Genomic DNA, 24,307 nt, shown 5'->3' with positions numbered 1-24,307 from the left:
TTGCAATACAATGTATCCCTTCAAAAAGCATGTCCCCCAAAGGGATACCACACTGAGAGGAATAGTTAAAACCTCTCAGTAGTTCATTACAAATCAAATATTTTTGAATTTTAGAAAAGAAAATGATTAGAGGGCTTCAGTACCGCTCTTTTTAGTTGCTATGTTCAATACACTTTCGATATTGGATACAACAATAATTCCATCTCCGCCCTTTCCTGTAAAAGCTGCATCAGCAATTGCGTTTGAAACCTTTTCTACATCTGAGTCATCAACAATTATACTGACAGTTGCGACTTCGTTGTATTCTTTAGTGACTGAGCCTGTTCCTCTGCTTGATCTGACCTGCTGTCTCTTTCCGGAACCTCTACCATTTCCTTCCAGAATAGTAAATCCTCCGACTAGGTCATTAATTGCCTCAGTTACAACTCCCATCTTCGTTGCTTGAATAGTTGCCTCAATTCGTTTCATTTTCATTTGTTTTTTACTATTGTTTAAAAAAGATCATATGTTTTTATTCTTATTTTATGATACAATGGAATTATTGGTTATTTTATTATCCACTGGGCTTTTTAGTGTTAGAAAAAAGTAAGATTATGAAAAGCGATGAAAGGAGATTTCATAGGCTCAATTATCTTTTAAAATACTATCTGACTAATCCTACAGAAAATGATCTTTATCTGAGGGCTAAACAGATGGGCATATCTGATTCTACTGCCAAGGATTACATTAGAACAGTCATTATTCAAGCCCAAAAAACCTACTTACAATAAATTCTAAAAATATATTCAAATTTGAAATTCCTGTATTTTCATGAAGAACTTAATCAAAATCTTAAACAAGGTATTCATAAATAATCAATAGGAGAGAAAATACACATGAATAATTCTTTGCTTGATGATGTCAAGGCACTTTTAGATAAAGACTTTGGAGATGACAGGATTCTAAAGCAAATTTGTAGAGCTTGTGAAAATAATGAAGTAATTAGTAATTATGAAAGAAATTATGTTCAAAAACTTGCCGAAAAGCATCTAGGAAAAAGACCTGAAGTAATTCAAACCCAATCAATAGAAAAAAAACCAAAAATTCCTGATGTTGTAATCCCTAATACTCCATCTATTCAAAAAATGCAAACATTTCAACCCCGAACCATACGAACTTTTAATTCAAAAAATTCAAAAACAATACTGGGAATTGCAGCTGTTGCTTTGATAATAATTATAGCATCTGCAGTATCCTTTAGTGGCGTTCTTGATGTAACTCCAAAAGTGGAAAACCCAAAAAATTCTATTCCAGTTACATTATCTATACAATCTGACTTATCATCTTATAACAAAAAAGATTTAATTTCAATTAGTGGTACATCTAATACTTCAGGAACTGTAAACTTATCAATTGAAAATCCAAAAAATGAACTTGTATGGGCAGAACAAGTATCTCTAAAAAGTAATGGTAAGTATTCTACATTAGCTATTGCTGGTGGACAAGGGTGGGAAAGTTCTGGCACTTATACAATCAAAGTAGACAATGGCAAAGAAACAAAATCTATCCCATTTTCATTTAAAGGGTAATTTTTTCAAACTCTTTCCAATGTGAGTCAACCAAGTCTCTTAGTTTTTCTACACTAATTTCATCCATATATTCCCGATAAACAATGAATTTGTTTTTAGTACTTGCTTCTTTACTGTAAATGTCACTGGTATTTTTAGGAATTATTCCTGCATTCCATTGACCCATTTCAAAAATCCACACTGTTGAATCTGGATTTGAAAAATCAATATCGTCGCATCCCACAACATAAAGATAACATTTAGTAGTTTGATTTAATTTTTCATGTAATTTTTCATACGCTATCATTTGGCCTTTGGCAATGTTGATCTTATCGTTGTGAAACCCCTTGAATTCCAAGATGACAAAACCACCTTTGTGCTCAATTAGCCAGTCAATATCCGTTCCACCTGAGGCAATCATTCCATGAACAATAAGATCGCCTAAAACCTCTCTTCCACGAGTAAATTCTGACTCATCAAAAATCTGATATTTTGCCTTTGGACTTTTACGAATAATTCGTTGAGGAATATTTTCAGATTGAATTGAATTATCTTTTTCATACAATGTATCAATTAAATCACTAGTCTCATTGGCCATGCATTTGAAAGTTTTAAACCAAATGATAAGAGAGTTTGTAAAATTTAGTACAGTATCTGATTTATCTGCAGAAAAATTCTTCTCCTGTTCCCTTGTACAAAACAAAATATTCGTCTGGATTTTTTCTATCTTTTTTAGCATTTAGTGCATCTTGATACATTTCAAAATGCTCTACCAAATACAATTGATTACCAGGTTCTGCAAAATAATCCATCCCAACTAAGTTAAATCCAGTTTCAGGAGTCAACTTTATTTTTTCATTTTTAAATTTATCTTCAGTCAATTTCTACTTTTTTAAAATATATGAATTGTGAAAAAATCATTGATCATAAATCATTAGATTCTTTTCTTCTAATAACGCATGTAAATTATGAACAGAACGATAGACATCTGATTCTTTTTTTGCACCAGTACACACCAATTTTCCAGATGCAAATAACAAAATTACTGTCTTGGGATCTAGCATTCTGTGAATAAGTCCTGGAAATTGTTCTGGTTCATACATACTTCTTGGTAACGTTCTTGCAGCTTTTTCTAAGTGAATTTTTCCACCAAGATTGATTGCAGCAACAATATTTTGAACTGTGATAACTGCATCTTTTTTTATCTTGATTTTTCCCTTTCTTAATTTTTGAACAACTGTGTTTACAGCTTTAATTGCCATCTCTTCAGATTTTGCACCAGTACAAACCATTTTTCCTGTCCTGAAAATCAATGTTGCAGTCCTAGGACTCTTTAATCTGAAAACTAGTCCTGGAAATTGTTCTGGATGGTATTCTGTATCAGGAAATTTTTTTGTAATATCATTAAGATCAATTTTTTGGTCTACTGATGCTGAAGCAACAACATTTTCAACACTAACAATGGGCTTTGTTTGAGGCATAACGAGGGACTTTAAATAGCGCCTTTATATATACTAGTCATATTTTTTTGAATCTTTGCGAGTCTTAATGATGACCTATCCATTGGTAACGATATTCCTCATCAATTATGTCTGATACTATCTCTGCATTTTTGATTTTTATTTTTGGTAAATTTACATCAAAAAATCCTAGTTGACCTTTCCACGGAATTGGAATTCTCAATGATTTTGCATTTTTTAATCTAAATCCAAAAGTTCTGTCATGAAAATTTTTTGATGCTAAATATAATTTTTGATCTATTTTTACTTCTTTAATTGAACTGTACTTTTTTACATCATAAATTTCAGCTTTTCCTACAATTGCGCCAGTGACAAATTTCTTATTCATCTTTAGTCTCTTACAATCCTCTATTCTGATTTTCAATGGTGCATGAATCAAAAATTCTCCGCGAAAATTAGTATTCCATTTTCGTAATTCAATAGTTTTTTTTCCAGAAATTATTAAATCAGCAAATGGTTGAGAGACTGAAAGACATTTCAAGATATTATTCGGTAGCTGCTTTAATGAATTCACCGGGATTTCTGCCTCTTCCTTCAGGCAAATTTGTTATTCCTCCAGTCAAACTTTGGGTAATTATTCCCTTACTGGCCAAAACTTGTGCCGTCATAAGTGACGTATTTCCAGCCATACATACTAACAATGACTTTCCTTTTGTTCCATTTAGTTCCTTTTTTAGATCTTCTGGAACCTGTTGTGTTGATAATAGCTGATTAATAGTCCTCGCTTTAGGAACAGAAATTTTTGATTTATCAACACCTAATGATTTTGCAATCATTTCAATGCCCTCTTCTTTAGGAGTGTATTGAGTATGAACCCAAATTATCCTGTCATAATCTTCTGCAATTGATGATGCGTCTTCTAAGGAAATTGTCATTGGAATTTGCTTTTTTGATATTTGTTCAAAATTCTTTTTGTATTTTCCAATTCCATCAGCTACAATTACTACAAATTTATTATAATTTCCTGAATTTGCCATCTGCATTACAGAAAATAATGCAAGAGCTGTACTTTCTCCTATATCATGACCTTTATCGACAAAAAATTTCAAAAGGAATTTTGCCTTTTCATAATCTATTTCATGCTCTGCAGCATAGATTTCAGGTTTGTATAGTGTTAATCCTGTAGCTTTGGCTTTTGTTCTAATTCCTGCAACATCTTGACCTGGACTAGGAAAAACAACATGTACTGATTTTTTATCATATTTTTCAGCCATATGTTGACTCAATCCTCCAGAAGTTCCACCAGTACCAAATGAACAAACTATCTGATAATCTTTCAACGAGTCTCCATTTTCATGTAATTGTTGATCAATCTCTACAGCAGTCACAGTTCTATGAATTTCTATATTCAATTCATTGTCATATTGTTTTGGACAGAATAAATCATAAATTTTTGCAAGAACTCTTGCTAAATTTATGACGTCTTGTTTAGCTAATAATGTTTCTATCTCTTGAATATTATTATCAAAAATTTCAGGATCAAATCCAAGATCTGATAACTGTGATCGAATATTTGCTGCAGTTGCTTTTGCAGCTAACTCATCTGCTTTATTCTCCATTCCTGGTGCTGGACAAATATCCATATCCAAATCCATAATTCGAATGTTCTCGTTTCTTAATTCTTTAAAGACTCCTTCTTGTAATTTTCTAGATACAAGTGCAACTACATTTACTCCTATTTTTGATAATTGTCCAAGTGCTATTCCAAAGTTTCCTGAAGTAGCTTCAATCACTGTTTGATTTTCTTTTAATTTTCCAGAAACAATTGCGTCATGAATGATATGAGCAGCAGCTCTGACTTTGATTGAACCGCTAAGTAATGTTGAATCAAACTTTCCATAAATTTTCAAATCTTTATCGCCAAGATCTAATTTGTAAATGCTTTTAGCACATTCTTTCAGATCTTCTGTTAGATCAACTAGTGGTGTTGGATTTACTATTTTATTTTCTTCTAGATGAGGTATTTTATTCCATATTTCATCTTCAAATTTTTGCAATAGCATATTGTTACTTTGATTTTTATCCATCTTTATCCCTCTAAATCTTCATCATTTGTAATCTCATATAAAATATCTCATAAGAAAAATAGTGTGAATTGAATTTTTGATTTTAGAATGTGAGCGGGAAAACCCAAACCCTTTAGGGTTGGGATGAAAGCGAACACACCACAACTCAAAACAAAACACAATGAAATATTCAAATACAATATGCGTGTAAGAAAACCAATGACATATGGTATCGCAGGAACTGTGGAAACCATCAAAATACAAACGCCTGAATCTGAAAAGATAGACCCCGACACAGGGTTGGGAGAGCCACAACCACAAACGTCTGCGAAAGCAACTTTGATGCTCGATGAAGCAGGAAGAAGCCACGATGCTTTAGCGAGTGGTAGTTCACACATCTAAAATGCTAATTACCTTACTTGGAATGTCTTTTAATCTACTTACGGCCATAGTTTTTTCATAACCTAAATGTTTTAGATTATTTGCAATGGTGGTTGCTCTTACGGTATTTGGGCCAAGACCCAAAGATACCATATTGATGCCTAATCCTTTGAATGATTTGATCATTATTCTTACTGCATCAGGATCTGAAGGTTCTCCATCTGTCAATGTCAAAAAAATATCTGGTCTTTTTGATTGTAAAATTGGAAACATCTTATCGTATACTTCTGCTAGTGGTGTAGAGCCATTGGCTACAATCTGAGCTAATCGTTTTGCAGTAATGCTATTCCATTTTACATTATCTGGTTTTACGGACCAACAAACCACTGATCTATTTTCTGTACTAAATGCATATACTGCAAATTTTACTTTAAGATAAGATAAAACTTCACAAAGAGCAAGCGTTGCTTTTTTATATTCTATGGAATCTGATGCAATACTTGAAGAATGATCTAACAAGATCACAATTTTAGTTTTTATAGATTTTTTTACATCTGTAAAGAATGGTTCGTTACCTTCAATGTAATTTTCCTCATCAAACTCATCTCCAGTTCTTAGATGTTGCTCTTTCCAACCTGTTTTCCATTCTTTAAATTTCATTTTTAATCCGTTTATCAAACTCATATCATAAATTATTGTTTCATCAACATTTTTTGTAGAAGGAACTTGAACTCCTATTGCTTCTGGATTCAATCCTTTGTTCTCTGTTTTTTTATTTTCATCTAGTAATACTTTGTATTCATCATAAACATTCTCTCCCCTCATTATAGCCGCAGGATCTATTGAACCAAAATCACCTTCTTTATTTTTTGAAATTATCTTTAGAACTTTTAGTAATTCTTGTTCAGATAGTGCCATCCCTGCTTTCATAAAAGGTAAGGACACAGGTATTGTTAAAAGTGAATCAATTTCTAGAATTTTAATTATTTCACTTACATTTTCTTCAAGCCATTCAGTTTCATAATTTTCATCTATTGCTTTATTGACTATTTTTTTTGCAAATGCTGTTGCCTTTTTAATTTGTTCAAATTGGCTTGACTGAATTTCTCCTTTAATTATACCAAACATGAAATACTGATAAAATGCTTCTACAACCCTTGCTTTTCCATAAACTGTATGTAGTTGTGGCCTTGCAACAAGCATGTATGTATAATTAAAGATGATTTCATCATCCATTCCTTTCCAAATTTCTCTACCTAGCCTTTCTACTCTTTGTGTTTCCAATGTATTGAGAATAAATCCAAATGCATGATCATTACTGAGAATTTTTTTACAAAATTTCACTCTCATTGCTTCATACCATAATGATGTCCTAAATTGACGGTATTTCTGAAAATCATTTCCAATTCTTTTTTCTAGCGGTGTTAAGATTACTTTATTTTCATTTAATCTTGTTTTTGTTTCAACCTTGTCTGAAATTTCAACAATCATATTTTCTTTTTCAGACCACCTTCTTACAAGAAAAGTGGCAATCTCTACAATGGATTCTGTTTGCAGTTGAATTGTTTGCATTTAATTACCAAACATCGACGTAATGATGTCACTTACCTTCTGATATTCTATATTTCCCCATTGTGTGTAAACATTACCAAAAACAAATTTTGCTGCTTTTTTTGCAGACATGCCTTTATCTAATAATTTTGCAAAAGCAATGGTTTCTCTCAAGCTAGGTGAGTAAAATAATTCTTCAACAGCAGCTGCTTGTCTTAATATGTTTGCTAATTTTATTGCTTGAATAATTTCTGATTCATGTTCTCCAGAAACATGTTTTTTTACAATTTCTAATTCTATCTTTTCTGGAGGATATTCTAATCTAATTCGTACTGGGAATCTGCTTAGTATTTGAGGTGGTAGTTCTTTTGTTCCACTATGAGTTAATGGATTTATTGTTGCAATCACAAACCAATTTTCTTTTGCCTTGATTAACTCTCCAGTTGATTCTTTTAAAACAATTTGTCGTCTATCATCTAATGCTTCATCAAGTCTGAGTAAGACATCTGCTTCAGCCGCGTTAATCTCATCCAAGTATAACATATTTCCTTCTCTCATTGATTTTATCAAAACTCCTTCATCAAAGGTCACAGTTCCATCAGTAAGCGTTTTTGAGCCTACCAGATGACTCTCTCTAGTTCTAAGGCTGAAATTGATTGATTGTAGATTCCCATTATTGTTTTTTGCAAAATCTCTGACAAGTGATGTTTTTCCAGTACCTTTAGGTCCAATAATTAGAACAAAAAGACCCGCTTCAAATGCTTTGTTTAGAATCTGAGTTGAATTATTCCAATCAAGATATTGAACTTCTTCCAAAGTACGTTTTCATTGATTTAAACAATATTTAATATTAGATCTATTTTCCAAATGCTTCTACTTTTGTAAATGCTTCATCAAGTCTTTGATGTAATGTTTTGTTCCATTCATCAAAACCTGCAGGATCTTTAGGATAATTATGGTAATGCTCTACTAACCATTGATTTTGTTTTGATGTGTATCTTAATCCATCTGCAACTGTCTTGTTCATTGCACCTCTTATGATCATTCCGATTTTTCCTAATCCTGTAAAATCTGGATGCTCACCTTTACTAATTGCTTCAACATCAAGATTTCCCAAAAAGTGTTTCATTCCATAACTAATTTGTTCATTAGTCATTTGTTGCACTAGTCTTCTAAAGAGTTCGAGACCTGCAGTTTTGTATCCATATTCTTTGATATAATCAAGATTGTATTGCCAAAGATTAGCTTCTGAAACATCATTTGCTTGTAATGCTTGAGCTACATTATTTCCTAAAATCGTTCCGGCAATTAATGCAGGTCCTATTCCTCCTGCATCAATTGGTTTTGGCATCCATGCAGAATCTCCTACCATCATATATCCGCCTGAAACCATGCAATCATTTTGTCTTCTAACTGATACCTGGAAAACCCCGGAATTATTGTTGATATCTTGAGGATCTTCGGACAATCTTGGATTTTTAATAGCTACATTTCTTGCAAGATATTCTTTCATTAACGACTCGACATTATCTTTTTTACCTAATCTCTTGTTTCTTTTATCTAAGAGTGATTTCTCTACTCCTAAACCAATATTGACTTTGTTTTCTGCTTTAGGAAATACCCATCCATATCCTCCTGGTGCAATGTCTTGATCTAAATGAATAATACAATAATTAGGATCAAATTCTGAAAGATCTTTTTGTCCTTGATCAAAATACATGATGTATCTACCTGTTGATTCCAAATCTCGTCTATCGATTCTCTTTTCTACTTTAGTAGAATTTTGAAGCCCATTTCTGAGCATAGATGTTACACCTGTTGCATCAATTACGATTTTTGATATTTTCTTAAAAGGCTGTTTGGTTTTATTATCAACTCCTTGAACTCCCACTACTTGTTGGCCATCGTAAACTAGACCTGTGAGATTTATTTCATACTTAAATTCAATTCCCATCTTTCTGCATCTTTCATTTTGAATTTCAGGAAGCTTTTGACGATTCAACATGAATCCTGCACCATCAAACGGAATCGCAGTTTCCCTGTCTGGTGAAAATGCCATGACTCCTTTTACATCATGTTCGATTTCTGGTCTAGTCCATTTGACCTTGATTCGATCTGACATATAGTCTACTGCTTCTTTAGAGCATGCGTCTCCACATACCCATCCAGCTAATGATTTTCGACCTGGTAAAAATTCTGTATTTCTATCAACGACCAAAATTTTTGCATTTTGGTTTGAATAGTGAGAAATTGCTTGTGCTGTAATTGTACCTGCAAGACCTCCTCCTGCAACTATAACGTCGTAATCTACCACGATAATCCGGTTCGTCTATCCGTATTTAAAATAATACCATGATGATATGTGTCAATCTCATGTGCCTGGATTGTTGATCGATTAAAATGGGGTCGGTTCGTCGCGGCGTCTTCATAGCTTTAGCTCAGACTGGAGCGGCTGTTATTTCCTCATTCCCAAATTGAATTGTTCTCTTATTCCTATTTAATCTAGTTGGCAATTTGAAAAATTTCTGTAAATGTTTTGACAGTATCTTTTTTGTTGTAAATTGGTGTGTGAATTCTTATTTTTATTGTGTCTTTTTCTCTAATAATGAGATTTCCATTGATTAGTTCTTGTTTATCTAGTCTCATATGGAATCTGGAATCTACTGTTCTTTCTTCAATCTCTTCAATTAACTCGCTGATTTGTTGATTGGAGAGCAATTCTAAAAGTTTCTTCATAAACTTTCCAGCCTGTTTTTTTACAATTTTTACATTTAACATGATAATTGGATTTTCAAAATATCCTGTAGTTTCATGAACTGTAAACTCTTCTTTTTTTAGTCCTAGTAAGTCCTCAAATGATTGGAAGATCTTTGAAATATCTTCTGTTGCATGAACAATTACATCAATTGTAACTTCAATCTTATCAATCATGATTGTAAAAGAATAACTTACGTCACTTATGCTTCAAGTAACACTGTTTCTTTATCTGCAGTTCTGATGAGTTTTACTTTCTCAAGACCAACATGTCTTACTCTGATAACTTTCTTGAATGCTGCCATGATATCTGAATTGATCTTACTATAACAAGTTGCTTGAACAAACTGCTCAATTGTCATCTCTGGGACTGTTTTATTGATTACATCTCTTGCAATTAATCTTAGAGCATGTTTTCTGGATGTATTTAGTTGTCTATGTGTTAGAGCAATTACTTTGATTCTAAAGATGTATCCGTCTTTAGTTTTGATATCTATGATGAAATTGATTTTTGATGAACCACGTCTAACTAAACTGCGCAAAAATTCCTTTGAATATTCGAATCTCTTGAAGATTGTTGTTGCCTTATCGCCATCAACCTTGTCAATTTGGAAATAGATTTTGTATTGATGCTGCGAAGGATCTCCTTTTAGAATGTCGTAAAGTGTGACTTCTAAAACCCTACCTGATGCATTTTCATCATCAGTTATTGGGACATAAGCAATTGGTACATTGTTAAATGAATCTGGAGCATTAACTGTGACCCAGCGTTTCTCTCTCCACTTGTCCTTTACTCGACCCTTTCTACGTGCCAATTATTATCGACCTTTGAACCCAAAATATAAGGGTATGTCACTAGATCTCTTTCTGATTTCCCATGTAACTCTGTAAAACATGAGGAATTTTGATGTGTCCATCTTTTGTTTGACCATTCTCCATTAATGCTACCAAAATTCTAGTTGTGGCAATCAAAGTACTGTTGAGTGTATGCAGGTATTGAGTATCTTCATTTGTTTTATCTCTAAATCTTATCTTCAGTCTTCTTGCCTGATAATCCAAACAATTTGAACAAGATACTATCTCTCTGTAGGCATTTTGTCCTGACATCCATGCTTCAATATCGTATGTTTTTGCCGAAACTTTTCCCATGTCTCCAGTTGACAGTAGCATTACTCTGTACGGAATTTCCAAACTCTGATAAAATTCTTCAGCAACTGATATCATTTTTTCATGCTCATTCCAAGAATCTTCTGGTCTAGAAAATACAAATTGTTCAATTTTGTCAAATTGGTGTACTCTGAAAATTCCTTTCTGATCTCTTCCATGTGCTCCTGCTTCTTTTCTAAAACATGGACTGACTCCTGCATATCTTAAAGGCAAATCTTTTCCCTCGATGATTTCTTTAGAATGCATTGCAGCCATTGCATGCTCAGATGTACCAATCATGTAGAGATCCTCCTCCTCAACTTTGTAAATGACTTCTTCAAAATCATCTGCTATTACTGCTCCTTCCATTGATTCCCGATTAATCATGTAGGGTGGTTGAACTAGGGAATATTCTTTTTTTGCAAGGAAATCCAATCCATAATGAATTAATGATTGATTTAGTCTTACAAGGTCATTTTTTAGATAGTAGAATCTGGCACCTGCTACCTTTGCGGCTCTTTCCAGATCCACCAAGTCTAAATTTTCAGAAATATCGATGTGATCATTTATTTTAAAATCAAAATTTGGTATATTTCCCCATCTTCTAATTTCGATGTTGGAACTTTCATCTACTCCTACGGGAACTGATTTGTGAACAAGATTTGGAATTGTTAGTGCTAATTTCAAATATGATTTTTCAATGTTTTCTTGTTCTAATTCTAATTCTGAAAGTTTAGCTGAAACATTCTTCATCTCTTCTAAAATTGATGATGTGTCTTCTCCTTTCTTCTTTTTCTGTGGAATCTCTAGTGCTACTTGATTTTTCTTTTTTCTCAATTCATCTGTTTTAATGATAAATTCACGTCTTTTTTGATCAGCTTCTATTAATCCGTCTAAATCAAATTCTACTGATCTTGCTTTGAGCATATCTTGAATAATCTGTGGATTTTCTTTGATTAATTTTGGATCTAGCATCACTCAATCACCTTTAAGGCTACTTGGATATGTTCCAATACTTCATCAATCGTTCCAATAAGATGTTTCATGTTCTTCTTACTTTCAAAATTAAAAACTAGCTTGTTATCAATATTTTCAACATAAAGACTCAATCCTTCTGGAAAATTTACATTGTCCGGTTCTAGTGCTTTTTTGACGGTCTTGGCTTTTTCTTTTGATATATTATTGAGAACTACTTGTACTTGACACGTTAACGACATTTACTTCTAAATAATTGAGAAATTCGTCCAATTTGTCTTTAGTTATTTTTGCTCCTGCTGCTGCATTGTGCCCTCCACCAATACCGTCAAATTTCTCAGCTCCTGCCCTCATTATTTCGCTGAGATTGATGTCTGAATTACAACCAAAAGATTTTCTTGAAGAGAACTTTATTGTGTTTTCTTCTCCCTTTGTTCTCAAAATTACGATTTTTCCTGAATTTTTGGGAGAACCTGCAATTAATGATGATATAGTTCCAGTCATTGTTTCTGGTACTATGTCTTCCCCATTTACCATGATGCAGGTTTCACTTTCCGAAATTCGCCATCTTTCATTTGATAATATGCTCATGTATTCTCTGATCATTTTTCTATAATCTCTTAGTATGGTTTCCCCCTCTCTTAGTATCTTGTTTCTGTCTCCCATACATACTGCCATTCCAACACCTGAACGATTAATTCTTCCACAGGAATTTAACATGGTTGAAAATTCTCTTCCATCACGTAGGAAGCTTCTGTTATCTTCTCTTGGAAATGTATAGGTATATCCAATAAGTTCTGACATTATCTCAGTAGCATTTTTGCCTGATGTGAATTTAGTAATTGATTCGATTACCTGTCTTTTTTCTTCCTCGTTTAACTCTGCTGGAACTCTCCATCTTCCTTCTTCCTTTAGCTTAATTCCTGATGAATTTAGAAGAGAAAGACATGCATCTCTATTCCAAGTCAGACCTTCTATAAATGGCTGTGAAGTAAATGCAAGTGCATCTGGAAGAGGTCTAGTTTCTCTTCCCACTAATAATAAATCTAGATCAATGTCTACCAAACCTTGTTCTTTTGCAGTATTTGCAATCTCGAAATTTTTTCCAGTAAATGATTTCCTTTCTCCCTGATCTTGTCTGTCTCCTAATGCCGAAACAATTGCAATGGCAGACAAGTCTGAATTTTTTTCATCAAGTGCCATTGATGCAAGATATGTCATTCCTCCTGCACAAACCTCAACTCCTCCATCAATTCCATATTTCCAGGCATTTATGACATTTTGATTATCAATCTCTTTATCTGGAATTTGATGATGATCTAATACAATCCAATTATCTCCTAGAGTTGAATCAAGTTCGCTTGCAAAACCTCCTCCTAGATCTGTAACTATATGAAAATCCCTAGAATCTGTTTTGAAAGACTCTACTACATTTTTACTAAATTCTTTTGATGTTCTAACAGTACAATTTGCACCTGCCCTGATTAGAGCTTTGGTAATAATACTTCCAGACGTAAGTCCATCACAATCAATATGGGTCGTTACAAAAATTGATTTTTTTGATTTAATGCAATCTAAAATTTTATCTTTGAAATATGAAAGTGACTCATCAAGTGATTTTGTCATTATTCTAATTGAGCAACCACGGATTTATATTTCCAGGTTTTAGGAATTCTTTCAATTCTTTTGTAGTAAACAGATAATCTGTGGACTTTGGCTTCGATTAATTCCAAAGATCTCACATTTCTATTGTCACCTTTGTTTTCCTTCAGATGCTTTTGAAGACCCACTGCTTTTTTGACCATGTTTTCAAGATCTTCTGGCATTTCTGGTTTCAAATCATTTTCTTCAAGAATTTCACCCATACTTTTTTTGGTAATTGGTTTGATTAGGGGAATTGAATGTTGATCTCTTAATTTAATTCCAATCTGACTTGGGGTTAAACCATCTTTGGAGTACTTTACAACTAATTCTTCAATTTCTTTAGGACTTTGTGAAATCCATGAGGGTGCACGTAATGTAGCTGGTCTAATAGAATGTGACTTTCCATGTCTATGTGTATGCATTCGTCCCATGATTTGGCTGATTAAAGTACAGAATTAAACGTTACTTATACTGATCTCGTACATTATATCGAAATTTGGGGTTTAGAATAAAAGTTAAATAACTCACTGGCTTCAAAACGAGCAGGTAAACGGTATGAATACAAAAATACTATTAGCAGCATCCTTAGTTGCTGTCTTCACTATAGGACTCTATGCAGAAGATGCAATAGCATTTGCACAATACATGGGTAACGTTGGTAGTGAAGGAGAAACCGGATCGTACACCTTAGAGGAAGCACTTGAAATTCAAAGAAGAAGAATTGAAGCTGCTGAAGCAAACCCCGCCTCTGGCTCAGGAACTCCATATCTTGATGCAAGTGGTGTAGTTGGTGCCTCAGTTATTGCAGGTGCAGTGTTCGGTGGTATTGCAGGAGCATTCTTCATTAGAGGAAGATCTGGCAAATACGCAGCAATGGGCAGAGGATAATCAAACCTCACTTTTCTCTTATTTTATTATCTATCTCTTAGTGGATACTGATCTCGTACTTTCTGATAATAAAAGAAATGTATATATCGTACAAATAGAGCCAAATTATCATGACTCCTATCGTAGGAACTTTCCTAAGCATCCTGTCATCAATTACAGGACAACTGGGACCAAACTATGATCCATTATTCTATGATGTAATGATTTACATCTTCGGAACCATGATGTTCACAATATTCCTTCTTGGAATTATCTCATTCTGGTTGCGTGTACACGGATGGGCTTACAAAGACAACCGTGAGAGATGGGTCGATGAGTTGGACAGACACTTTGAAAGAGAAGGCATTGGTCTGATTCCAGACAACGGTAAATACTGGTAAAATTACTTCCTTTCTTCTTTTCATTATTTTTAATATCTTTTAGTGAAAACTATGGTGTTTTAAAAAATTCAAATTTTTCAGAGTTCTTTAATTGGATGTTTTTCTAATTATGGAACAAAGTCTTCAATCACTAGTTTTCAGTTCTGGAAGGAAGTCTTTGTCTTTAGATGAATCATAATCCTTTGAGGTAAGTACTATTTTGTAGTGAAGCCCATCTTGTAAAGGATGATGGGAGAAATGGGGTGATTCTTTATCGTTGACGTAAATAGACGATTTTGTTTGATCCATGTCTTTGAGAGGAATTTTGAAAATCCACATAAAATGACCAATTTCGAATTCCGGATCTTCAGTCCATTCTGCATAAACTGTGCCGTCATCACTTAGTGTGTAAATTGCTCTTTGGCATTCATCTGTAATTCCAACATTTGCGGGAATCGGGACTTTGAGATTATCTACAATTATTTCTACAGTAAATTGAATTTTCCAATTTGTGTCTATATCATTAATACAAGCACTTCGTGGTTGTCCAGCAATGAATGGATTTACCACTAACAAGGTAAACATTACAGCGACTATTCCTATCCCTGCAGTAATTGCAAGAAATTTGAAGGTTTTTTTCCTCTTGTACGGATCACTGGTACCAGGCCATATCATAGTGATGAATTCAGATAGTTTCCTTAAAGTCCTTTCTCTTATTCCAACATAATCTCAATTGTATCAAATTGGTCTTGATGGTCTGCAAGAAAATACGTTATTTCGTCTGAGTCAATTTCTAACCATTCTGATTCTCCTCTGTAAGGGAGATAATCTTCCACAAACAAATCATCAGGTCCTGTCATTCTGACAATAACTTTCTCATTTTTTGATTTTATTTCAAAAGGTAATTTGAGAACTTTGCCTCTTCTCTGATTTTGTATGTTGACTTTGAATATGTCAGAACGAAATTCAACTTCTCCAAAAAAATAACTTTGAAAAATATCTAATTTGATTATCTTAAAACTTAACATGTTTTCAATACTTTTTTCTAGAACATAAAACTTGATTTAAAATAATTATACTATTCGTAATGACTAATTAAAAATGAAAAGGAAAAGGTTGGGTTGTTTAGATTACTTGCCAGGGTCGTGTTGCAAACGTAATGACATATCCAACACCTATCATAATTGATTGATATGCGATGTTAGTATATGGGATTGGTTTGATAATTGGTTCTCCTTCAACGACTACTGTTTGACCTGGACCCAGTCCTGGACCAACTTTTGCTACATTGAGTTGGGTGTGTACGTGATATACCCCTGCTTCAAGTGCTTTTGCAGATAGTGAATAATCGACGACAGCGTTACCTGGAATGTCAAAGACGTTTCCTGGTGGATCTCTTGCTAACATCTCCCATCTGTTACCTGCGTTGGTTGACTCTGTGAATATTGAGAGCCATCCTCTTAGGTCTCTTTCTACAAGACTGACTAATGTTCCTTGAACTGTCAAGGTTTCGCCAGTTTGTAAGGATTGTCTGTTAAAGGTTTCATCCTCAATTCTGATGAAACGACTCTGGAGTTGTGCTTGAACACCGTGTGCATCTGCAGTTGGAATGACGGATTCAACCCAGTTGAAACCTAATGTTCCTAGTGCAAGTACTACAGCTAGTCCAAATACGAAAATTCTTTTTTCGACCATAGTTATCCCTAATATTGAGGAAATAATACACATCGTTATATGTTTTACCTTAATCACGAGGATCGATGTTTGAATATATGTTAATCATTGATGTTATACAATGAAAATGGTAAAAAAATCTTAAAATAATTTTATATTATTATTCAAAAATGACTGAAATTTTGTTAATTTTGTAAATAATTTGTAAATAATTTGATAAAAATTCATCCTCTTCAAACTCTTACTTTATATTCTGAATTCACATCACTAATGTCATGGCACAGATGCCCGCATTAATCCCAAAAGAAGTTGAGATTCAGAGACTTAAAAAAATCTGGCTCATCGTTATTGCTATGGGATCCACTGCAGCATCAGTCGAAGTAGACAACTTCGTTGATGGTTCTCTACATCAGACTTCTATCAGAGATAGTGCATTTACACCAGCACACTGGTGGTTGTATTCCCACTTCATCACATTACCACTTGGATGGGGAGCAGCAGCAATCTATGATAGAAAAGTTCCAGTTCTTAGAGGTCCTAATAATTCAATGAACACAGGTTTGAAGATGACCATTCTTGGTTACCTTGCAACTATGTTTACAATTGGGGTCAATGAGATGTGGCACTTCTGGTTTGTAGAAGAAATATTTGCGGTTCCAAACCACTGGATGTTTAACATGGGTGTAGTAGTTGCATTCATGGGCGCACTTGCATACGTAGTCAGAGTATATGCTAGACTCGTAGAATTAGGTGCAGAAACTCCAGGAGAGAACCCATATGTTGCAGAGATGTACAAGATGGCCTTAGAAGGCAAATTGTACAGCAGATCAATTCCATAGACAAATTGTGCAAAAGCACACTTTTTTCTCTTTTATTATTTTTAAAAAAAGACGTGGATCGTACTAACCTTCCAGTTTAAGAAAGACTTAAAAGAATCTGAATTAGAATAATTCCAGAATGACTCTTCCTAAAGGATTCGGTTCTGGCGGCACTGGTGGATCATCAAGTGCCGATATAGAACGAATGATTGGCAGACGCGTTGAAAACATGACTGGTATGATAACAATTTCATTCTGGGCAGCAATATTAGCTACTTTTGGTGGTACTGCGGCTGGATACTTCTATTATCCATGGGCATATCCAACAGCAAGTGGTCACTTTGCATTCATCGTCCTTACAATCATTGAGGCAATAGGTTACATCTTCTGTGTTAAAGTCATGGAAGAAGGTTCCAACAAAAATAGTAATGGTATAGTTGGTGCTAGTGTTGCAGGTGCAGCCGCATTCGTACTATTCGTATCACTATTCGTTGGTTGGTAATCAGAAGGAAACCCTTCATTACACTTCTTTTTCATTTTAGTTTAATTCAATGACCTACGTTGCGTTTTTTACTGTTTTAACCAAGTCAAAAACGACGATCTTCTGCACACTCTAAAATTTTATATACTGACCGTTTCTTTGACTTCATATGGTCTGGTTAAGACGATGTACACACTACTTATTCATAGTAGTAGTTGCAGTTAACTCAACACTGTTAACAATTAATGCAGGAGACTACATCTTCTACACTGACTGGGCTTGGACTTCGTACACGGTATTTTCAATATCGCAAACGTTGATGCTAATTGTGGGTGCAACATATTACCTAACATTTACAGGCGTTCCAGGCACAGCAACGTACTACGCTCTAATTATGACAGTATACACATGGGTAGCAAAAGCCGCATGGTTTTCGCTAGGATATCCATATGACTTCATTGTAGTTCCAGTTTGGTTACCATCAGCAATGCTGTTGGACTTGGTATACTGGGCAACAAAGAAGAACAAGCACTCCTTGATACTGTTTGGCGGCGTACTGGTAGGAATGTCATTACCATTATTCAATATGGTAAACCTGATAACAGTTGCAGACCCACTAGAAACGGCATTCAAATATCCAAGACCAACATTGCCACCATACATGACACCAATAGAACCTCAAGTTGGAAAGTTCTATAACAGCCCAGTGGCTTTAGGTGCAGGTGCGGGTGCAGTATTGGCATGTACTTTTGCAGCATTAGGTTGCAAACTGAACACTTGGACATACAGATGGATGGCCGCTTGGTCAAAGTGGGACTAAATCCAACCTTTTCCTTTTCATTTTATTATATTTCCTTAGAGTAATCTCTAAATTTCTGAAAACTTGATTAAAAAATATTGCACAGCTTGTGATCTTTTATTGTCTATTTTGACAATATGTAATCTTGTGATAATAACTATTGAAACAGCAATATGATCAGATTCTAGTTACACCAAAACCATTTGTAAAATGGGCTGGTGGAAAACGTCAACTAATACCAATCCTAAATGAAAATTTACCAAAAACTTTTGGTACTTATTTTGAGCCATTTCTTGGAGGAGGTGCATTATTGTTCAATATGTTAACTGAACGAAATGATCAAAAATGTAGCATTTCTGATCTTAATTCTGATTTAGTTTTATCCTATACAACAATTCGCGATAAAATAGATGATCTAATAAATTCCCTAAAAAATCATGAAAAACACTATCAAAAAAATTCCAAGAAATACTATTACTCTATTCGAGAAAGTAATCCTAGAAGCCAAATTGAAAAAACATCCCGATTGATCTTTTTGAATAGAACATGTTTCAATGGATTATACCGTGTAAACAGTAAAGGAAAATTCAACGTTCCTTTAGGAAAATACACCAATCCAAATATTGTAAACGAAGAAAATCTTTGTTCAGTTAGTCGCATTTTACGTTCAAGTAAAATCTCGATCAAATGTCGTGATTTTGAGGCCGTTCTAAGAGATGCCAAAAGAGATGATCTTGTATATTTTGATCCGCCCTATCAACCAGTGAGTGATACATCTAATTTCACTAGCTATACAAACAAGGATTTCACATATGATGATCTTAGCAGATTGGTAGAACTTTGTATGAAATTAGACTCAAAAGGATGTAACGTTCTTTTATCGAATTCTAACTCTCAAAAAGTGGCAGATATGTTTACAACCAAACCTTGGAAAATATTCAAGATTAAGGCAAATCGTTCAATTAATTCAAACTCTAAAAAGAGAACAGGTCACTTTGAATTATTGATAAAAAATTATTAGAAGCTTCGAACGGGATCTGAACCCGCGACCTTTACATTACCAATGTAACGCTCTACCAGGCTGAGCTATCGAAGCACAAAAATTCTCTGTAGAAAATCCTTATAATTCTTCATTCTGACCAATATTCTTCTAAACTGTTAAATTTCACACAGATTTCTACACTTTTGGAGGAGTAATCAAGCCTGGCCAAAGTAAGCACTTTGTGTTTTTGGACATGCAGGACTTAAGATCAAATAATGGGTGATCCTGTCTCTCAGGAGTTCGTGGGTTCAAATCCCACCTCCTCCACTTTTCTATTTTGGATGTTTTATTCCTCTAGAGTTAAGGACTTCATACACATCTGGCAGTGAGAAAACAAACCCAACATGTACACAATCTTTTTCATCACATAATTGACAGAACAACTCCCCTTTTTGAACTGCAACTTCTGCGATTCTATTTTTAATATTATCTTTTAGAATGACACGATCATCATCAACAGAAATTTTTTCAATCTTGGGAGCATATCTTGCAAAAGTTTTATCTTTCTGCATCATCTCCTCAAGCATGTAAGTTACATAGCCTGAAAAACTATTGACCCCTTTCATTGTAAGGTCGTCTTTGCTGTTTTGATAAACTTGATGGAATTTATCATAAACTGTTTCTGAAACTGTAATTGATTTGAATCCTGCTTTTGGCAATTTACTTTTCCTTACCGTACAATAAAGTACTTAGTATTTAATGTTTTATTTTAAAAATAGCCTCACATGTAAATGAAAATTAGTCTTTATACAATACCATCATGCAAAAACATCATGGGCAGAGGTTATTCCACAGAATCAATTAGAGAAAAACTGATTTCATCTTTAGAAGATTCTGATACTGGAATGTCTGGAATGGAGATTTCTAAAAAAGTTGGTATCAATAGAATTACAATGTCTAAATATCTCAAAGTTTTTGCAGCTGAGGGATTACTCCGACAAAAAAATATTGGAAATGTCACTTTGTGGTTTTTAGAACCAGGCCAAGAATCTTTCAACTTCCCTGATGATTATTTCAAAGTAGCCCCTACCTATCTTGAATATTTAGTAAAAGGTACAGATGGACAAGCTCATTCTCTAATTCGAAATTGTTTGCATTCTGGAGCAACCCCTAATCGTTTAATTCTTGAAATAATTTTTCCTGCTGTTGACTATGTGCAAAATTTGTATGATGCAGGAAAAATTGGAGCTTCAGAACTTAATCTCTTAAAAACTACAATTTCAAAATCATTTCAAATATTCAATCAAATTCAGGTCGTATCTGATCCAAAAAAGAATGTAGTGATAATTGCAGCTGATTCACAAAGTGTCCTGATTTCTGAAGCTGCGTCTGCAGCATATCATTCCAATGGCTGGAAGGTCTCTCATCTTGGTGATATGTCTTCAGCAATTGATGTCTTATTTGATCTAGATTTTCAAAAATTGGTTGGAAAAATCTGGAAACAAAAACCCGGAATTTTATTAGTGATAATATTCTCTCATTCTAATGAAGGGTTAAACTTTTTTGCGAATTCTATTAATCCCAGTAAAGAAAAATCTGGAAAAAATATGAAATTGGTACTTTGTGGTAAAACACCTAAAAAATCAAAAATTAATTCTGATCTACTATCTGATCAACTAGATGATATATTACAATGGTCCAAAACAATTTCTGAAAATCTAAAATGATGAAAAATGGGCCCGATGTGATTCGAACACATGACCTTTCGATTATCAGTCGAACGCTCCAGCCAAGCTGAGCTACGAGCCCACGAACAAATCTCTAGGCAGGACTCATTTAAGTTTAATTTTCTTTCCACTTGATTGAACAGCCAATTGATGGGTCAAAATCTTTTTCAATTTTTTCACCAGACAATAATTTTTGCATATTGTTGATCATTGTCTTTTCAGTAGCGGCATCATCGGGTTTCATAGCGTTGTCGATTCTTCCATGAAAAACCAATTGTTTTTGACTATTGAATAGGAAGGGATCTGGAGTACACATTGCACCATACTTCTTGGCAACTTCTTGTGTTTCATCTACTAGATAATCAAACTTGAATCCTTTTTCTTTTGCTGTCTTTTTCATTGCTTCAAAACTATCTTCTGGATAGTCTGTAGAGTCATTACTGTTAATTCCTATTATTGCAATTTCATTTCCAAATTTTTCATATAACTCATTTAATGCATCAACCTTGGCTTTAACATATGGGCAATGATTACACATGAAAATTACCAAAATTCCTTTGTAATTACTATAATCAGATAGTGAATGTTTTTTATCATCAATTCCCAATAATTCAAAATCTGGTGCAATACTTCCTGTTTTTAGTTTGACTTGAGACTCTAAAAGTACCATAAAGAAACAACCTTGTTTTCAAATAAAATTCTTGCCAAGAAGACAACAATTAAAATCCACACGATATCCAATCTTCATGTGGGCCGGTAGTATAGCCTGGTAGTATACCCGCCTTGCACGCGGGGGGTCACGGATTCAAATTCCGTCCGGTCCACTTTTTACTAATCCGATCTATGCTGAATTTCAGACTGCTGGATGGATTTAAATAGGATAAGTTTCCGTTTTTTCTTATGACAAGTGCAGCAGACGCATGGCCGGTATTTATTCCACTCATTGTCGGTTTGACTCCAGGTTTGATTTACTGGTTAGCAATTACCGCAAAGAGAAAATAAAATTACATCTATTTTTTAATCTCTTTTTATTCTTCTATTTTTAGTGTCAACTAGGTGAACCGATGTTACCTTTCTTGTTCACTATATGTTATGTTAAATGAAATTAATCTCTTTTAGCAAAGACATTTGATGCAAAAACTTGTTTTGGGTATGTTTTTGATTTTACTTTTAGTTCCTTTATCCCAATCTTACTCTGAAGAAAAATCTGACACATTACCTACTCTTTCTGTATCTCTAACTAGTGAGACTCCTTTTGTTTATCAGGATTCAGAGGGTTATACTGTTGTTGTTGGAGCAGTTGAAAACAATGATTCATTATCTTCTGTAACCAATGTACTAATTCAAGTGAAATTTTATGATGATTTGGATCCTATTCCTTTGGAAGTCATTCAAGGTCATACAACACTTAAAGTAATTCCAGCAAATGGAAAATCTCCATATGCAATTCGTTCTCAAACTCCTGACCCTAACATAACTCAGGCATCTGTCTCTCTTTTGGGATTTGATCCTTCAGAAGACAAACAAAAGGGATTGTCAGTTTATTCAAGTGAGATATTTTTGGATACATCTTTAAGATTTTCAGGAGTACTCCAAAATGGAGGAGCTCCTAATACTGATGCTAATGTTTACCTTGCATTTTATGATGGTTTTGAGCCACCACGAATTCTTGGGGTTTCTGCCATTGAACTAGGTAATGTAGAGCCAAACACTGAAGTACCTTTTGAGATAAATGAAGAAATTGATCCTAGATCTGTAGGATTTTTGTTATTTGCAGAATCTAATATTTTTAATTCTAATTTTGTTGATGTAAAAATTCCTGCTCCTCAATCTATGACAAAATTAGTTTCAATTTCTAATGTTTCTGTAAAAGATACAAATGGAAACAGTCTCTCTGAAATTAAACTAGGCTCAACTGTAAACATAGAAAGTAAAACTCTGGTGGAATTTTCTGGCAAACAAATTCCTGCTGAAACTCCATACACATACTATGTGCAAATCAAAGAATCTGGAGAACCCCCATATGTTGAGTTTATTGGAAAATTTGATGGACGATTTATTGGAAATGGGCCTCAGTCCCAATCAATAGATTGGATTCCAGAAAAAAAGGGATTATTTTTCATTGAAACATTTGTTTGGGATAGAAATAATATTCCAATATCAGAACAGGGGCCATTTGTTCTAATCCTGATAAACTAAATTAGAATAATCAAAAGTATTCTACCGTTTAAACGCAGCAAGAATTGTTGATGGAATGTGAGCGGGAAAACCCAAAACCCTTTAGAGTTGGATGAGAGCGAACACATCACAACTCAAAGCAAAACACAATCAAATATTCAAATACAATATGCGTGTAAGAAAACCAATGACATATGATACCATAGGAACTGTGGGAATCATCAAAATACAAACGCCTGAGTCTGAAAAGACAATCCCCGACCAAGGGATGCGAGAGCCACAACCACAAACGTCTGCGAAAGCAACTTTGAGGCTCGATGAAGCAGAAAGCCACGATGCTTTGGCGAGTGGTAGTTCACACATATGCATGTCTAAATTTTCTCTTGTTGCAATGGGTGGAACTTTCGATATTATACATAAAGGACATTTAACGCTACTTTCAAACGCATTTGATATTTCAGATAAAGTGATTATTGGATTAACTAGTGATGAACTTGCTGAAAAAAAGGGAAAGCTCCCACTTCACAAATATGAAAAACGACTTGAAAATTTGACCACCATACTTTTAAAAAAATATCCGAGTAACTCTTTTCAAATTAGTAAACTGAATAATGATTTTGGACCTGCAGTTTTAGAAAAAAAAGTTCAAGCATTAGTTGTTAGTGATGAAACTAGCAATCAAGGAAATATTTTAAATAAATTAAGGGCAGAAAAGAATCTTCCACCTGTTCAAATTATTACGGTTCCTATGTTTTTGGCAAAAGACGGAAAAAGAATCTCTACTACTCGAATAAAAAACTCTGAAATTGACATTGAGGGAAACTCGCTTTCAATTGACAAGTAGCTTGTCTAACTTTGAGTAATCGTAATAAAACAA

At 34.1% G+C, this 24,307-nt stretch carries 32 protein-coding genes and 4 tRNA genes; 14 read left to right on the top strand and 22 right to left on the bottom strand.

Features of this window, described 5'->3' with window-relative positions; all coding sequences use genetic code 11:
- Positions 1 to 126 precede the first annotated feature (126 nt).
- Positions 127 to 468: a P-II family nitrogen regulator gene (locus tag C5F50_RS11490; protein WP_179371452.1), complete on the bottom strand. Its 342-nt coding sequence runs from the start codon at positions 466 to 468 to the stop codon at positions 127 to 129.
- Positions 469 to 593: 125 nt separating this feature from the next.
- Here C5F50_RS11490 and C5F50_RS11485 point away from each other — a divergent pair, with 125 nt between their 5' ends.
- Together C5F50_RS11485 and C5F50_RS11480 are read left to right on the top strand one after the other, a co-directional pair.
- Positions 594 to 770, top strand: coding sequence for a hypothetical protein (locus C5F50_RS11485; protein ID WP_179371451.1), 177 nt, complete (start codon positions 594 to 596; stop codon positions 768 to 770).
- Between the two features lie 105 nt (positions 771 to 875).
- Positions 876 to 1,568 (top strand): hypothetical protein, encoded by a 693-nt coding sequence (locus C5F50_RS11480; protein ID WP_179371450.1) that lies wholly within the window; start codon positions 876 to 878, stop codon positions 1,566 to 1,568.
- On the opposite strand, the gene C5F50_RS11475 is transcribed toward C5F50_RS11480, so the two are convergent.
- The 5 genes from C5F50_RS11475 to C5F50_RS11455 all read right to left on the bottom strand — a co-directional run bounded on the left by C5F50_RS11475 (position 1,558) and on the right by C5F50_RS11455 (position 5,094).
- Positions 1,558 to 2,145, bottom strand: coding sequence for a hypothetical protein (locus C5F50_RS11475; RefSeq protein ID WP_179371449.1), 588 nt, complete (start codon positions 2,143 to 2,145; stop codon positions 1,558 to 1,560). The two genes, C5F50_RS11480 and C5F50_RS11475, sit on opposite strands and share 11 nt — an antisense overlap.
- Positions 2,146 to 2,206: 61 nt before the next feature.
- A complete protein-coding gene (locus C5F50_RS11470; protein WP_179371448.1) occupies positions 2,207 to 2,428 on the bottom strand; it encodes a hypothetical protein in 222 nt (73 codons plus the stop codon).
- Between the two features lie 36 nt (positions 2,429 to 2,464).
- The gene (locus C5F50_RS11465; RefSeq protein WP_179371447.1) at positions 2,465 to 3,028 is read right to left on the bottom strand and encodes a TATA-box-binding protein; all 564 of its coding nucleotides are present in this window, start codon (positions 3,026 to 3,028) and stop codon (positions 2,465 to 2,467) included.
- A gap of 64 nt (positions 3,029 to 3,092) precedes the next feature.
- Positions 3,093 to 3,548, bottom strand: a complete 456-nt coding sequence (locus tag C5F50_RS11460; RefSeq protein ID WP_179371446.1) for an ASCH domain-containing protein — start codon at positions 3,546 to 3,548, stop codon at positions 3,093 to 3,095.
- Positions 3,549 to 3,552: 4 nt separating this feature from the next.
- On the bottom strand, positions 3,553 to 5,094 hold the full coding sequence (locus tag C5F50_RS11455; RefSeq protein WP_179371445.1) for a pyridoxal-phosphate dependent enzyme: 1,542 nt from the start codon (positions 5,092 to 5,094) through the stop codon (positions 3,553 to 3,555).
- A 123-nt stretch (positions 5,095 to 5,217) separates the two neighbouring features.
- Between C5F50_RS11455 and C5F50_RS11450 the strand changes: the two genes are divergently transcribed.
- On the top strand, positions 5,218 to 5,475 hold the full coding sequence (locus C5F50_RS11450) for a hypothetical protein (protein ID WP_179371444.1): 258 nt from the start codon (positions 5,218 to 5,220) through the stop codon (positions 5,473 to 5,475).
- On the opposite strand, the gene C5F50_RS11445 is transcribed toward C5F50_RS11450, so the two are convergent.
- The 9 genes from C5F50_RS11445 to C5F50_RS11405 form a co-directional block, all read right to left on the bottom strand.
- Positions 5,464 to 7,026, bottom strand: coding sequence for a vWA domain-containing protein (locus C5F50_RS11445; protein WP_179371443.1), 1,563 nt, complete (start codon positions 7,024 to 7,026; stop codon positions 5,464 to 5,466). The two genes, C5F50_RS11450 and C5F50_RS11445, sit on opposite strands and share 12 nt — an antisense overlap.
- Entirely contained in the window at positions 7,027 to 7,821 is a 795-nt protein-coding gene (locus tag C5F50_RS11440; RefSeq protein WP_179371442.1) for an AAA family ATPase, read from the bottom strand. It abuts the gene before it with no gap.
- A 40-nt stretch (positions 7,822 to 7,861) separates the two neighbouring features.
- Positions 7,862 to 9,319: an NAD(P)/FAD-dependent oxidoreductase gene (locus C5F50_RS11435; protein WP_179371441.1), complete on the bottom strand. Its 1,458-nt coding sequence runs from the start codon at positions 9,317 to 9,319 to the stop codon at positions 7,862 to 7,864.
- A gap of 188 nt (positions 9,320 to 9,507) precedes the next feature.
- Complete coding sequence (locus C5F50_RS11430) at positions 9,508 to 9,936, bottom strand: RNA-binding domain-containing protein (protein WP_179371440.1); 429 nt, start codon at positions 9,934 to 9,936, stop codon at positions 9,508 to 9,510.
- Between the two features lie 26 nt (positions 9,937 to 9,962).
- Positions 9,963 to 10,574 carry a 30S ribosomal protein S3ae gene (locus C5F50_RS11425; RefSeq protein ID WP_179371439.1) on the bottom strand — a complete coding sequence of 204 codons (612 nt, stop codon included), beginning with the start codon at positions 10,572 to 10,574 and terminating at the stop codon, positions 9,963 to 9,965.
- Between the two features lie 40 nt (positions 10,575 to 10,614).
- Complete coding sequence (gene serS / locus C5F50_RS11420) at positions 10,615 to 11,880, bottom strand: serine--tRNA ligase (protein WP_179371438.1); 1,266 nt, start codon at positions 11,878 to 11,880, stop codon at positions 10,615 to 10,617.
- On the bottom strand, positions 11,880 to 12,122 hold the full coding sequence (locus C5F50_RS11415) for a KEOPS complex subunit Pcc1 (RefSeq protein ID WP_179371437.1): 243 nt from the start codon (positions 12,120 to 12,122) through the stop codon (positions 11,880 to 11,882). Before C5F50_RS11415 ends, serS begins: the two co-directional genes overlap by 1 nt.
- Positions 12,085 to 13,506: a RecJ family nuclease gene (gene recJ, locus C5F50_RS11410; RefSeq protein ID WP_179371436.1), complete on the bottom strand. Its 1,422-nt coding sequence runs from the start codon at positions 13,504 to 13,506 to the stop codon at positions 12,085 to 12,087. Before recJ ends, C5F50_RS11415 begins: the two co-directional genes overlap by 38 nt.
- Positions 13,506 to 13,955, bottom strand: coding sequence for a 30S ribosomal protein S15 (locus C5F50_RS11405; RefSeq protein ID WP_179371435.1), 450 nt, complete (start codon positions 13,953 to 13,955; stop codon positions 13,506 to 13,508). The genes recJ and C5F50_RS11405 overlap by 1 nt, the downstream gene beginning before the upstream one ends.
- A gap of 214 nt (positions 13,956 to 14,169) precedes the next feature.
- Between C5F50_RS11405 and C5F50_RS11400 the strand changes: the two genes are divergently transcribed.
- Both C5F50_RS11400 and C5F50_RS11395 read left to right on the top strand, forming a co-directional pair.
- Complete coding sequence (locus tag C5F50_RS11400; protein WP_246282058.1) at positions 14,170 to 14,412, top strand: hypothetical protein; 243 nt, start codon at positions 14,170 to 14,172, stop codon at positions 14,410 to 14,412.
- A 110-nt stretch (positions 14,413 to 14,522) separates the two neighbouring features.
- Entirely contained in the window at positions 14,523 to 14,792 is a 270-nt protein-coding gene (locus tag C5F50_RS11395) for a hypothetical protein (RefSeq protein WP_179371433.1), read from the top strand.
- A 123-nt stretch (positions 14,793 to 14,915) separates the two neighbouring features.
- Here C5F50_RS11395 and C5F50_RS11390 read toward each other — a convergent pair whose 3' ends face one another.
- From C5F50_RS11390 to C5F50_RS11380, 3 genes are all read right to left on the bottom strand, one after another.
- Entirely contained in the window at positions 14,916 to 15,446 is a 531-nt protein-coding gene (locus C5F50_RS11390; RefSeq protein ID WP_179371432.1) for a hypothetical protein, read from the bottom strand.
- 38 nt (positions 15,447 to 15,484) lie between these two features.
- Positions 15,485 to 15,799 (bottom strand): hypothetical protein, encoded by a 315-nt coding sequence (locus C5F50_RS11385; protein ID WP_179371431.1) that lies wholly within the window; start codon positions 15,797 to 15,799, stop codon positions 15,485 to 15,487.
- 97 nt (positions 15,800 to 15,896) lie between these two features.
- Entirely contained in the window at positions 15,897 to 16,466 is a 570-nt protein-coding gene (locus C5F50_RS11380) for a methane monooxygenase/ammonia monooxygenase subunit B (RefSeq protein ID WP_179371430.1), read from the bottom strand.
- Between the two features lie 254 nt (positions 16,467 to 16,720).
- Here C5F50_RS11380 and C5F50_RS11375 point away from each other — a divergent pair, with 254 nt between their 5' ends.
- From C5F50_RS11375 to C5F50_RS11360, 4 genes are all read left to right on the top strand, one after another.
- Positions 16,721 to 17,284 carry a methane monooxygenase/ammonia monooxygenase subunit C gene (locus C5F50_RS11375; protein ID WP_048097271.1) on the top strand — a complete coding sequence of 188 codons (564 nt, stop codon included), beginning with the start codon at positions 16,721 to 16,723 and terminating at the stop codon, positions 17,282 to 17,284.
- A gap of 118 nt (positions 17,285 to 17,402) precedes the next feature.
- Positions 17,403 to 17,765: a hypothetical protein gene (locus C5F50_RS11370; protein ID WP_179371429.1), complete on the top strand. Its 363-nt coding sequence runs from the start codon at positions 17,403 to 17,405 to the stop codon at positions 17,763 to 17,765.
- A gap of 148 nt (positions 17,766 to 17,913) precedes the next feature.
- The gene (locus C5F50_RS11365; RefSeq protein WP_179371428.1) at positions 17,914 to 18,564 is read left to right on the top strand and encodes an ammonia monooxygenase family protein; all 651 of its coding nucleotides are present in this window, start codon (positions 17,914 to 17,916) and stop codon (positions 18,562 to 18,564) included.
- A 139-nt stretch (positions 18,565 to 18,703) separates the two neighbouring features.
- Positions 18,704 to 19,564: a DNA adenine methylase gene (locus tag C5F50_RS11360; protein ID WP_179371427.1), complete on the top strand. Its 861-nt coding sequence runs from the start codon at positions 18,704 to 18,706 to the stop codon at positions 19,562 to 19,564.
- Position 19,565: 1 nt separating this feature from the next.
- Here the strand turns inward: C5F50_RS11360 and C5F50_RS11355 are convergent.
- Positions 19,566 to 19,639 (bottom strand) — tRNA-Thr (locus tag C5F50_RS11355).
- Between the two features lie 91 nt (positions 19,640 to 19,730).
- On the opposite strand from C5F50_RS11355, the gene C5F50_RS11350 reads away from it, so the two are divergent.
- Positions 19,731 to 19,852 (top strand) — tRNA-Leu (locus C5F50_RS11350).
- Between the two features lie 5 nt (positions 19,853 to 19,857).
- On the opposite strand, the gene C5F50_RS11345 is transcribed toward C5F50_RS11350, so the two are convergent.
- Entirely contained in the window at positions 19,858 to 20,244 is a 387-nt protein-coding gene (locus C5F50_RS11345; protein WP_048115112.1) for a hypothetical protein, read from the bottom strand.
- Positions 20,245 to 20,358: 114 nt separating this feature from the next.
- On the opposite strand from C5F50_RS11345, the gene C5F50_RS11340 reads away from it, so the two are divergent.
- On the top strand, positions 20,359 to 21,252 hold the full coding sequence (locus C5F50_RS11340; RefSeq protein ID WP_179373013.1) for a helix-turn-helix domain-containing protein: 894 nt from the start codon (positions 20,359 to 20,361) through the stop codon (positions 21,250 to 21,252).
- Positions 21,253 to 21,259: 7 nt separating this feature from the next.
- On the opposite strand, the gene C5F50_RS11335 is transcribed toward C5F50_RS11340, so the two are convergent.
- Positions 21,260 to 21,334 (bottom strand) — tRNA-Ile (locus C5F50_RS11335).
- A 33-nt stretch (positions 21,335 to 21,367) separates the two neighbouring features.
- Positions 21,368 to 21,922 (bottom strand): thioredoxin family protein, encoded by a 555-nt coding sequence (locus C5F50_RS11330; RefSeq protein WP_179371426.1) that lies wholly within the window; start codon positions 21,920 to 21,922, stop codon positions 21,368 to 21,370.
- 80 nt (positions 21,923 to 22,002) lie between these two features.
- Here C5F50_RS11330 and C5F50_RS11325 point away from each other — a divergent pair.
- The 3 genes from C5F50_RS11325 to C5F50_RS11315 all read left to right on the top strand — a co-directional run bounded on the left by C5F50_RS11325 (position 22,003) and on the right by C5F50_RS11315 (position 24,274).
- A tRNA-Ala gene (locus C5F50_RS11325) sits at positions 22,003 to 22,076 on the top strand.
- 307 nt (positions 22,077 to 22,383) lie between these two features.
- The gene (locus C5F50_RS11320; protein ID WP_179371425.1) at positions 22,384 to 23,451 is read left to right on the top strand and encodes a hypothetical protein; all 1,068 of its coding nucleotides are present in this window, start codon (positions 22,384 to 22,386) and stop codon (positions 23,449 to 23,451) included.
- A gap of 91 nt (positions 23,452 to 23,542) precedes the next feature.
- Positions 23,543 to 24,274 carry a phosphopantetheine adenylyltransferase gene (locus C5F50_RS11315; protein ID WP_246282057.1) on the top strand — a complete coding sequence of 244 codons (732 nt, stop codon included), beginning with the start codon at positions 23,543 to 23,545 and terminating at the stop codon, positions 24,272 to 24,274.
- Positions 24,275 to 24,307: the final 33 nt, after the last annotated feature.

Origin of the sequence: Nitrosopumilus ureiphilus, from assembly GCF_013407185.1 — an archaeon.
Lineage (GTDB): Archaea > Thermoproteota > Nitrososphaeria > Nitrososphaerales > Nitrosopumilaceae > Nitrosopumilus > Nitrosopumilus ureiphilus.
The sequence above is the reverse complement of the archived record's forward strand: the minus strand, read 5'-3'. Positions and strand labels throughout refer to the sequence as shown.

Excerpts from the sequence above, each read along its gene's own strand:
- C5F50_RS11405 (WP_179371435.1), bottom strand. The coding sequence starts at position 13,955 with ATGGGACGAATGCATACACATAGACATGGAAAGTCACATTCTATTAGA.
- C5F50_RS11445 (WP_179371443.1), bottom strand. The coding sequence starts at position 7,026 with ATGCAAACAATTCAACTGCAAACAGAATCCATTGTAGAGATTGCCACT.
- C5F50_RS11450 (WP_179371444.1), top strand. The coding sequence starts at position 5,218 with ATGAAAGCGAACACACCACAACTCAAAACAAAACACAATGAAATATTC.
- C5F50_RS11370 (WP_179371429.1), top strand. The coding sequence starts at position 17,403 with ATGACTCTTCCTAAAGGATTCGGTTCTGGCGGCACTGGTGGATCATCA.
- recJ (WP_179371436.1), bottom strand. The coding sequence starts at position 13,506 with ATGACAAAATCACTTGATGAGTCACTTTCATATTTCAAAGATAAAATT.
- C5F50_RS11430 (WP_179371440.1), bottom strand. The coding sequence starts at position 9,936 with ATGATTGATAAGATTGAAGTTACAATTGATGTAATTGTTCATGCAACA.
- C5F50_RS11375 (WP_048097271.1), top strand. The coding sequence starts at position 16,721 with ATGGCACAGATGCCCGCATTAATCCCAAAAGAAGTTGAGATTCAGAGA.
- C5F50_RS11385 (WP_179371431.1), bottom strand. The coding sequence starts at position 15,799 with ATGTTAAGTTTTAAGATAATCAAATTAGATATTTTTCAAAGTTATTTT.
- C5F50_RS11380 (WP_179371430.1), bottom strand. The coding sequence starts at position 16,466 with ATGGTCGAAAAAAGAATTTTCGTATTTGGACTAGCTGTAGTACTTGCA.
- C5F50_RS11315 (WP_246282057.1), top strand. The coding sequence starts at position 23,543 with ATGAGAGCGAACACATCACAACTCAAAGCAAAACACAATCAAATATTC.
- C5F50_RS11320 (WP_179371425.1), top strand. The coding sequence starts at position 22,384 with ATGCAAAAACTTGTTTTGGGTATGTTTTTGATTTTACTTTTAGTTCCT.
- C5F50_RS11415 (WP_179371437.1), bottom strand. The coding sequence starts at position 12,122 with ATGTCGTTAACGTGTCAAGTACAAGTAGTTCTCAATAATATATCAAAA.
- C5F50_RS11480 (WP_179371450.1), top strand. The coding sequence starts at position 876 with ATGAATAATTCTTTGCTTGATGATGTCAAGGCACTTTTAGATAAAGAC.
- C5F50_RS11455 (WP_179371445.1), bottom strand. The coding sequence starts at position 5,094 with ATGGATAAAAATCAAAGTAACAATATGCTATTGCAAAAATTTGAAGAT.
- C5F50_RS11475 (WP_179371449.1), bottom strand. The coding sequence starts at position 2,145 with ATGGCCAATGAGACTAGTGATTTAATTGATACATTGTATGAAAAAGAT.
- C5F50_RS11490 (WP_179371452.1), bottom strand. The coding sequence starts at position 468 with ATGAAACGAATTGAGGCAACTATTCAAGCAACGAAGATGGGAGTTGTA.
- C5F50_RS11395 (WP_179371433.1), top strand. The coding sequence starts at position 14,523 with ATGACTCCTATCGTAGGAACTTTCCTAAGCATCCTGTCATCAATTACA.
- C5F50_RS11465 (WP_179371447.1), bottom strand. The coding sequence starts at position 3,028 with ATGCCTCAAACAAAGCCCATTGTTAGTGTTGAAAATGTTGTTGCTTCA.
- C5F50_RS11340 (WP_179373013.1), top strand. The coding sequence starts at position 20,359 with ATGGGCAGAGGTTATTCCACAGAATCAATTAGAGAAAAACTGATTTCA.
- C5F50_RS11485 (WP_179371451.1), top strand. The coding sequence starts at position 594 with ATGAAAAGCGATGAAAGGAGATTTCATAGGCTCAATTATCTTTTAAAA.
- serS (WP_179371438.1), bottom strand. The coding sequence starts at position 11,880 with ATGCTAGATCCAAAATTAATCAAAGAAAATCCACAGATTATTCAAGAT.
- C5F50_RS11400 (WP_246282058.1), top strand. The coding sequence starts at position 14,170 with ATGGGTAACGTTGGTAGTGAAGGAGAAACCGGATCGTACACCTTAGAG.
- C5F50_RS11330 (WP_179371426.1), bottom strand. The coding sequence starts at position 21,922 with ATGGTACTTTTAGAGTCTCAAGTCAAACTAAAAACAGGAAGTATTGCA.
- C5F50_RS11390 (WP_179371432.1), bottom strand. The coding sequence starts at position 15,446 with ATGATATGGCCTGGTACCAGTGATCCGTACAAGAGGAAAAAAACCTTC.
- C5F50_RS11365 (WP_179371428.1), top strand. The coding sequence starts at position 17,914 with ATGGTCTGGTTAAGACGATGTACACACTACTTATTCATAGTAGTAGTT.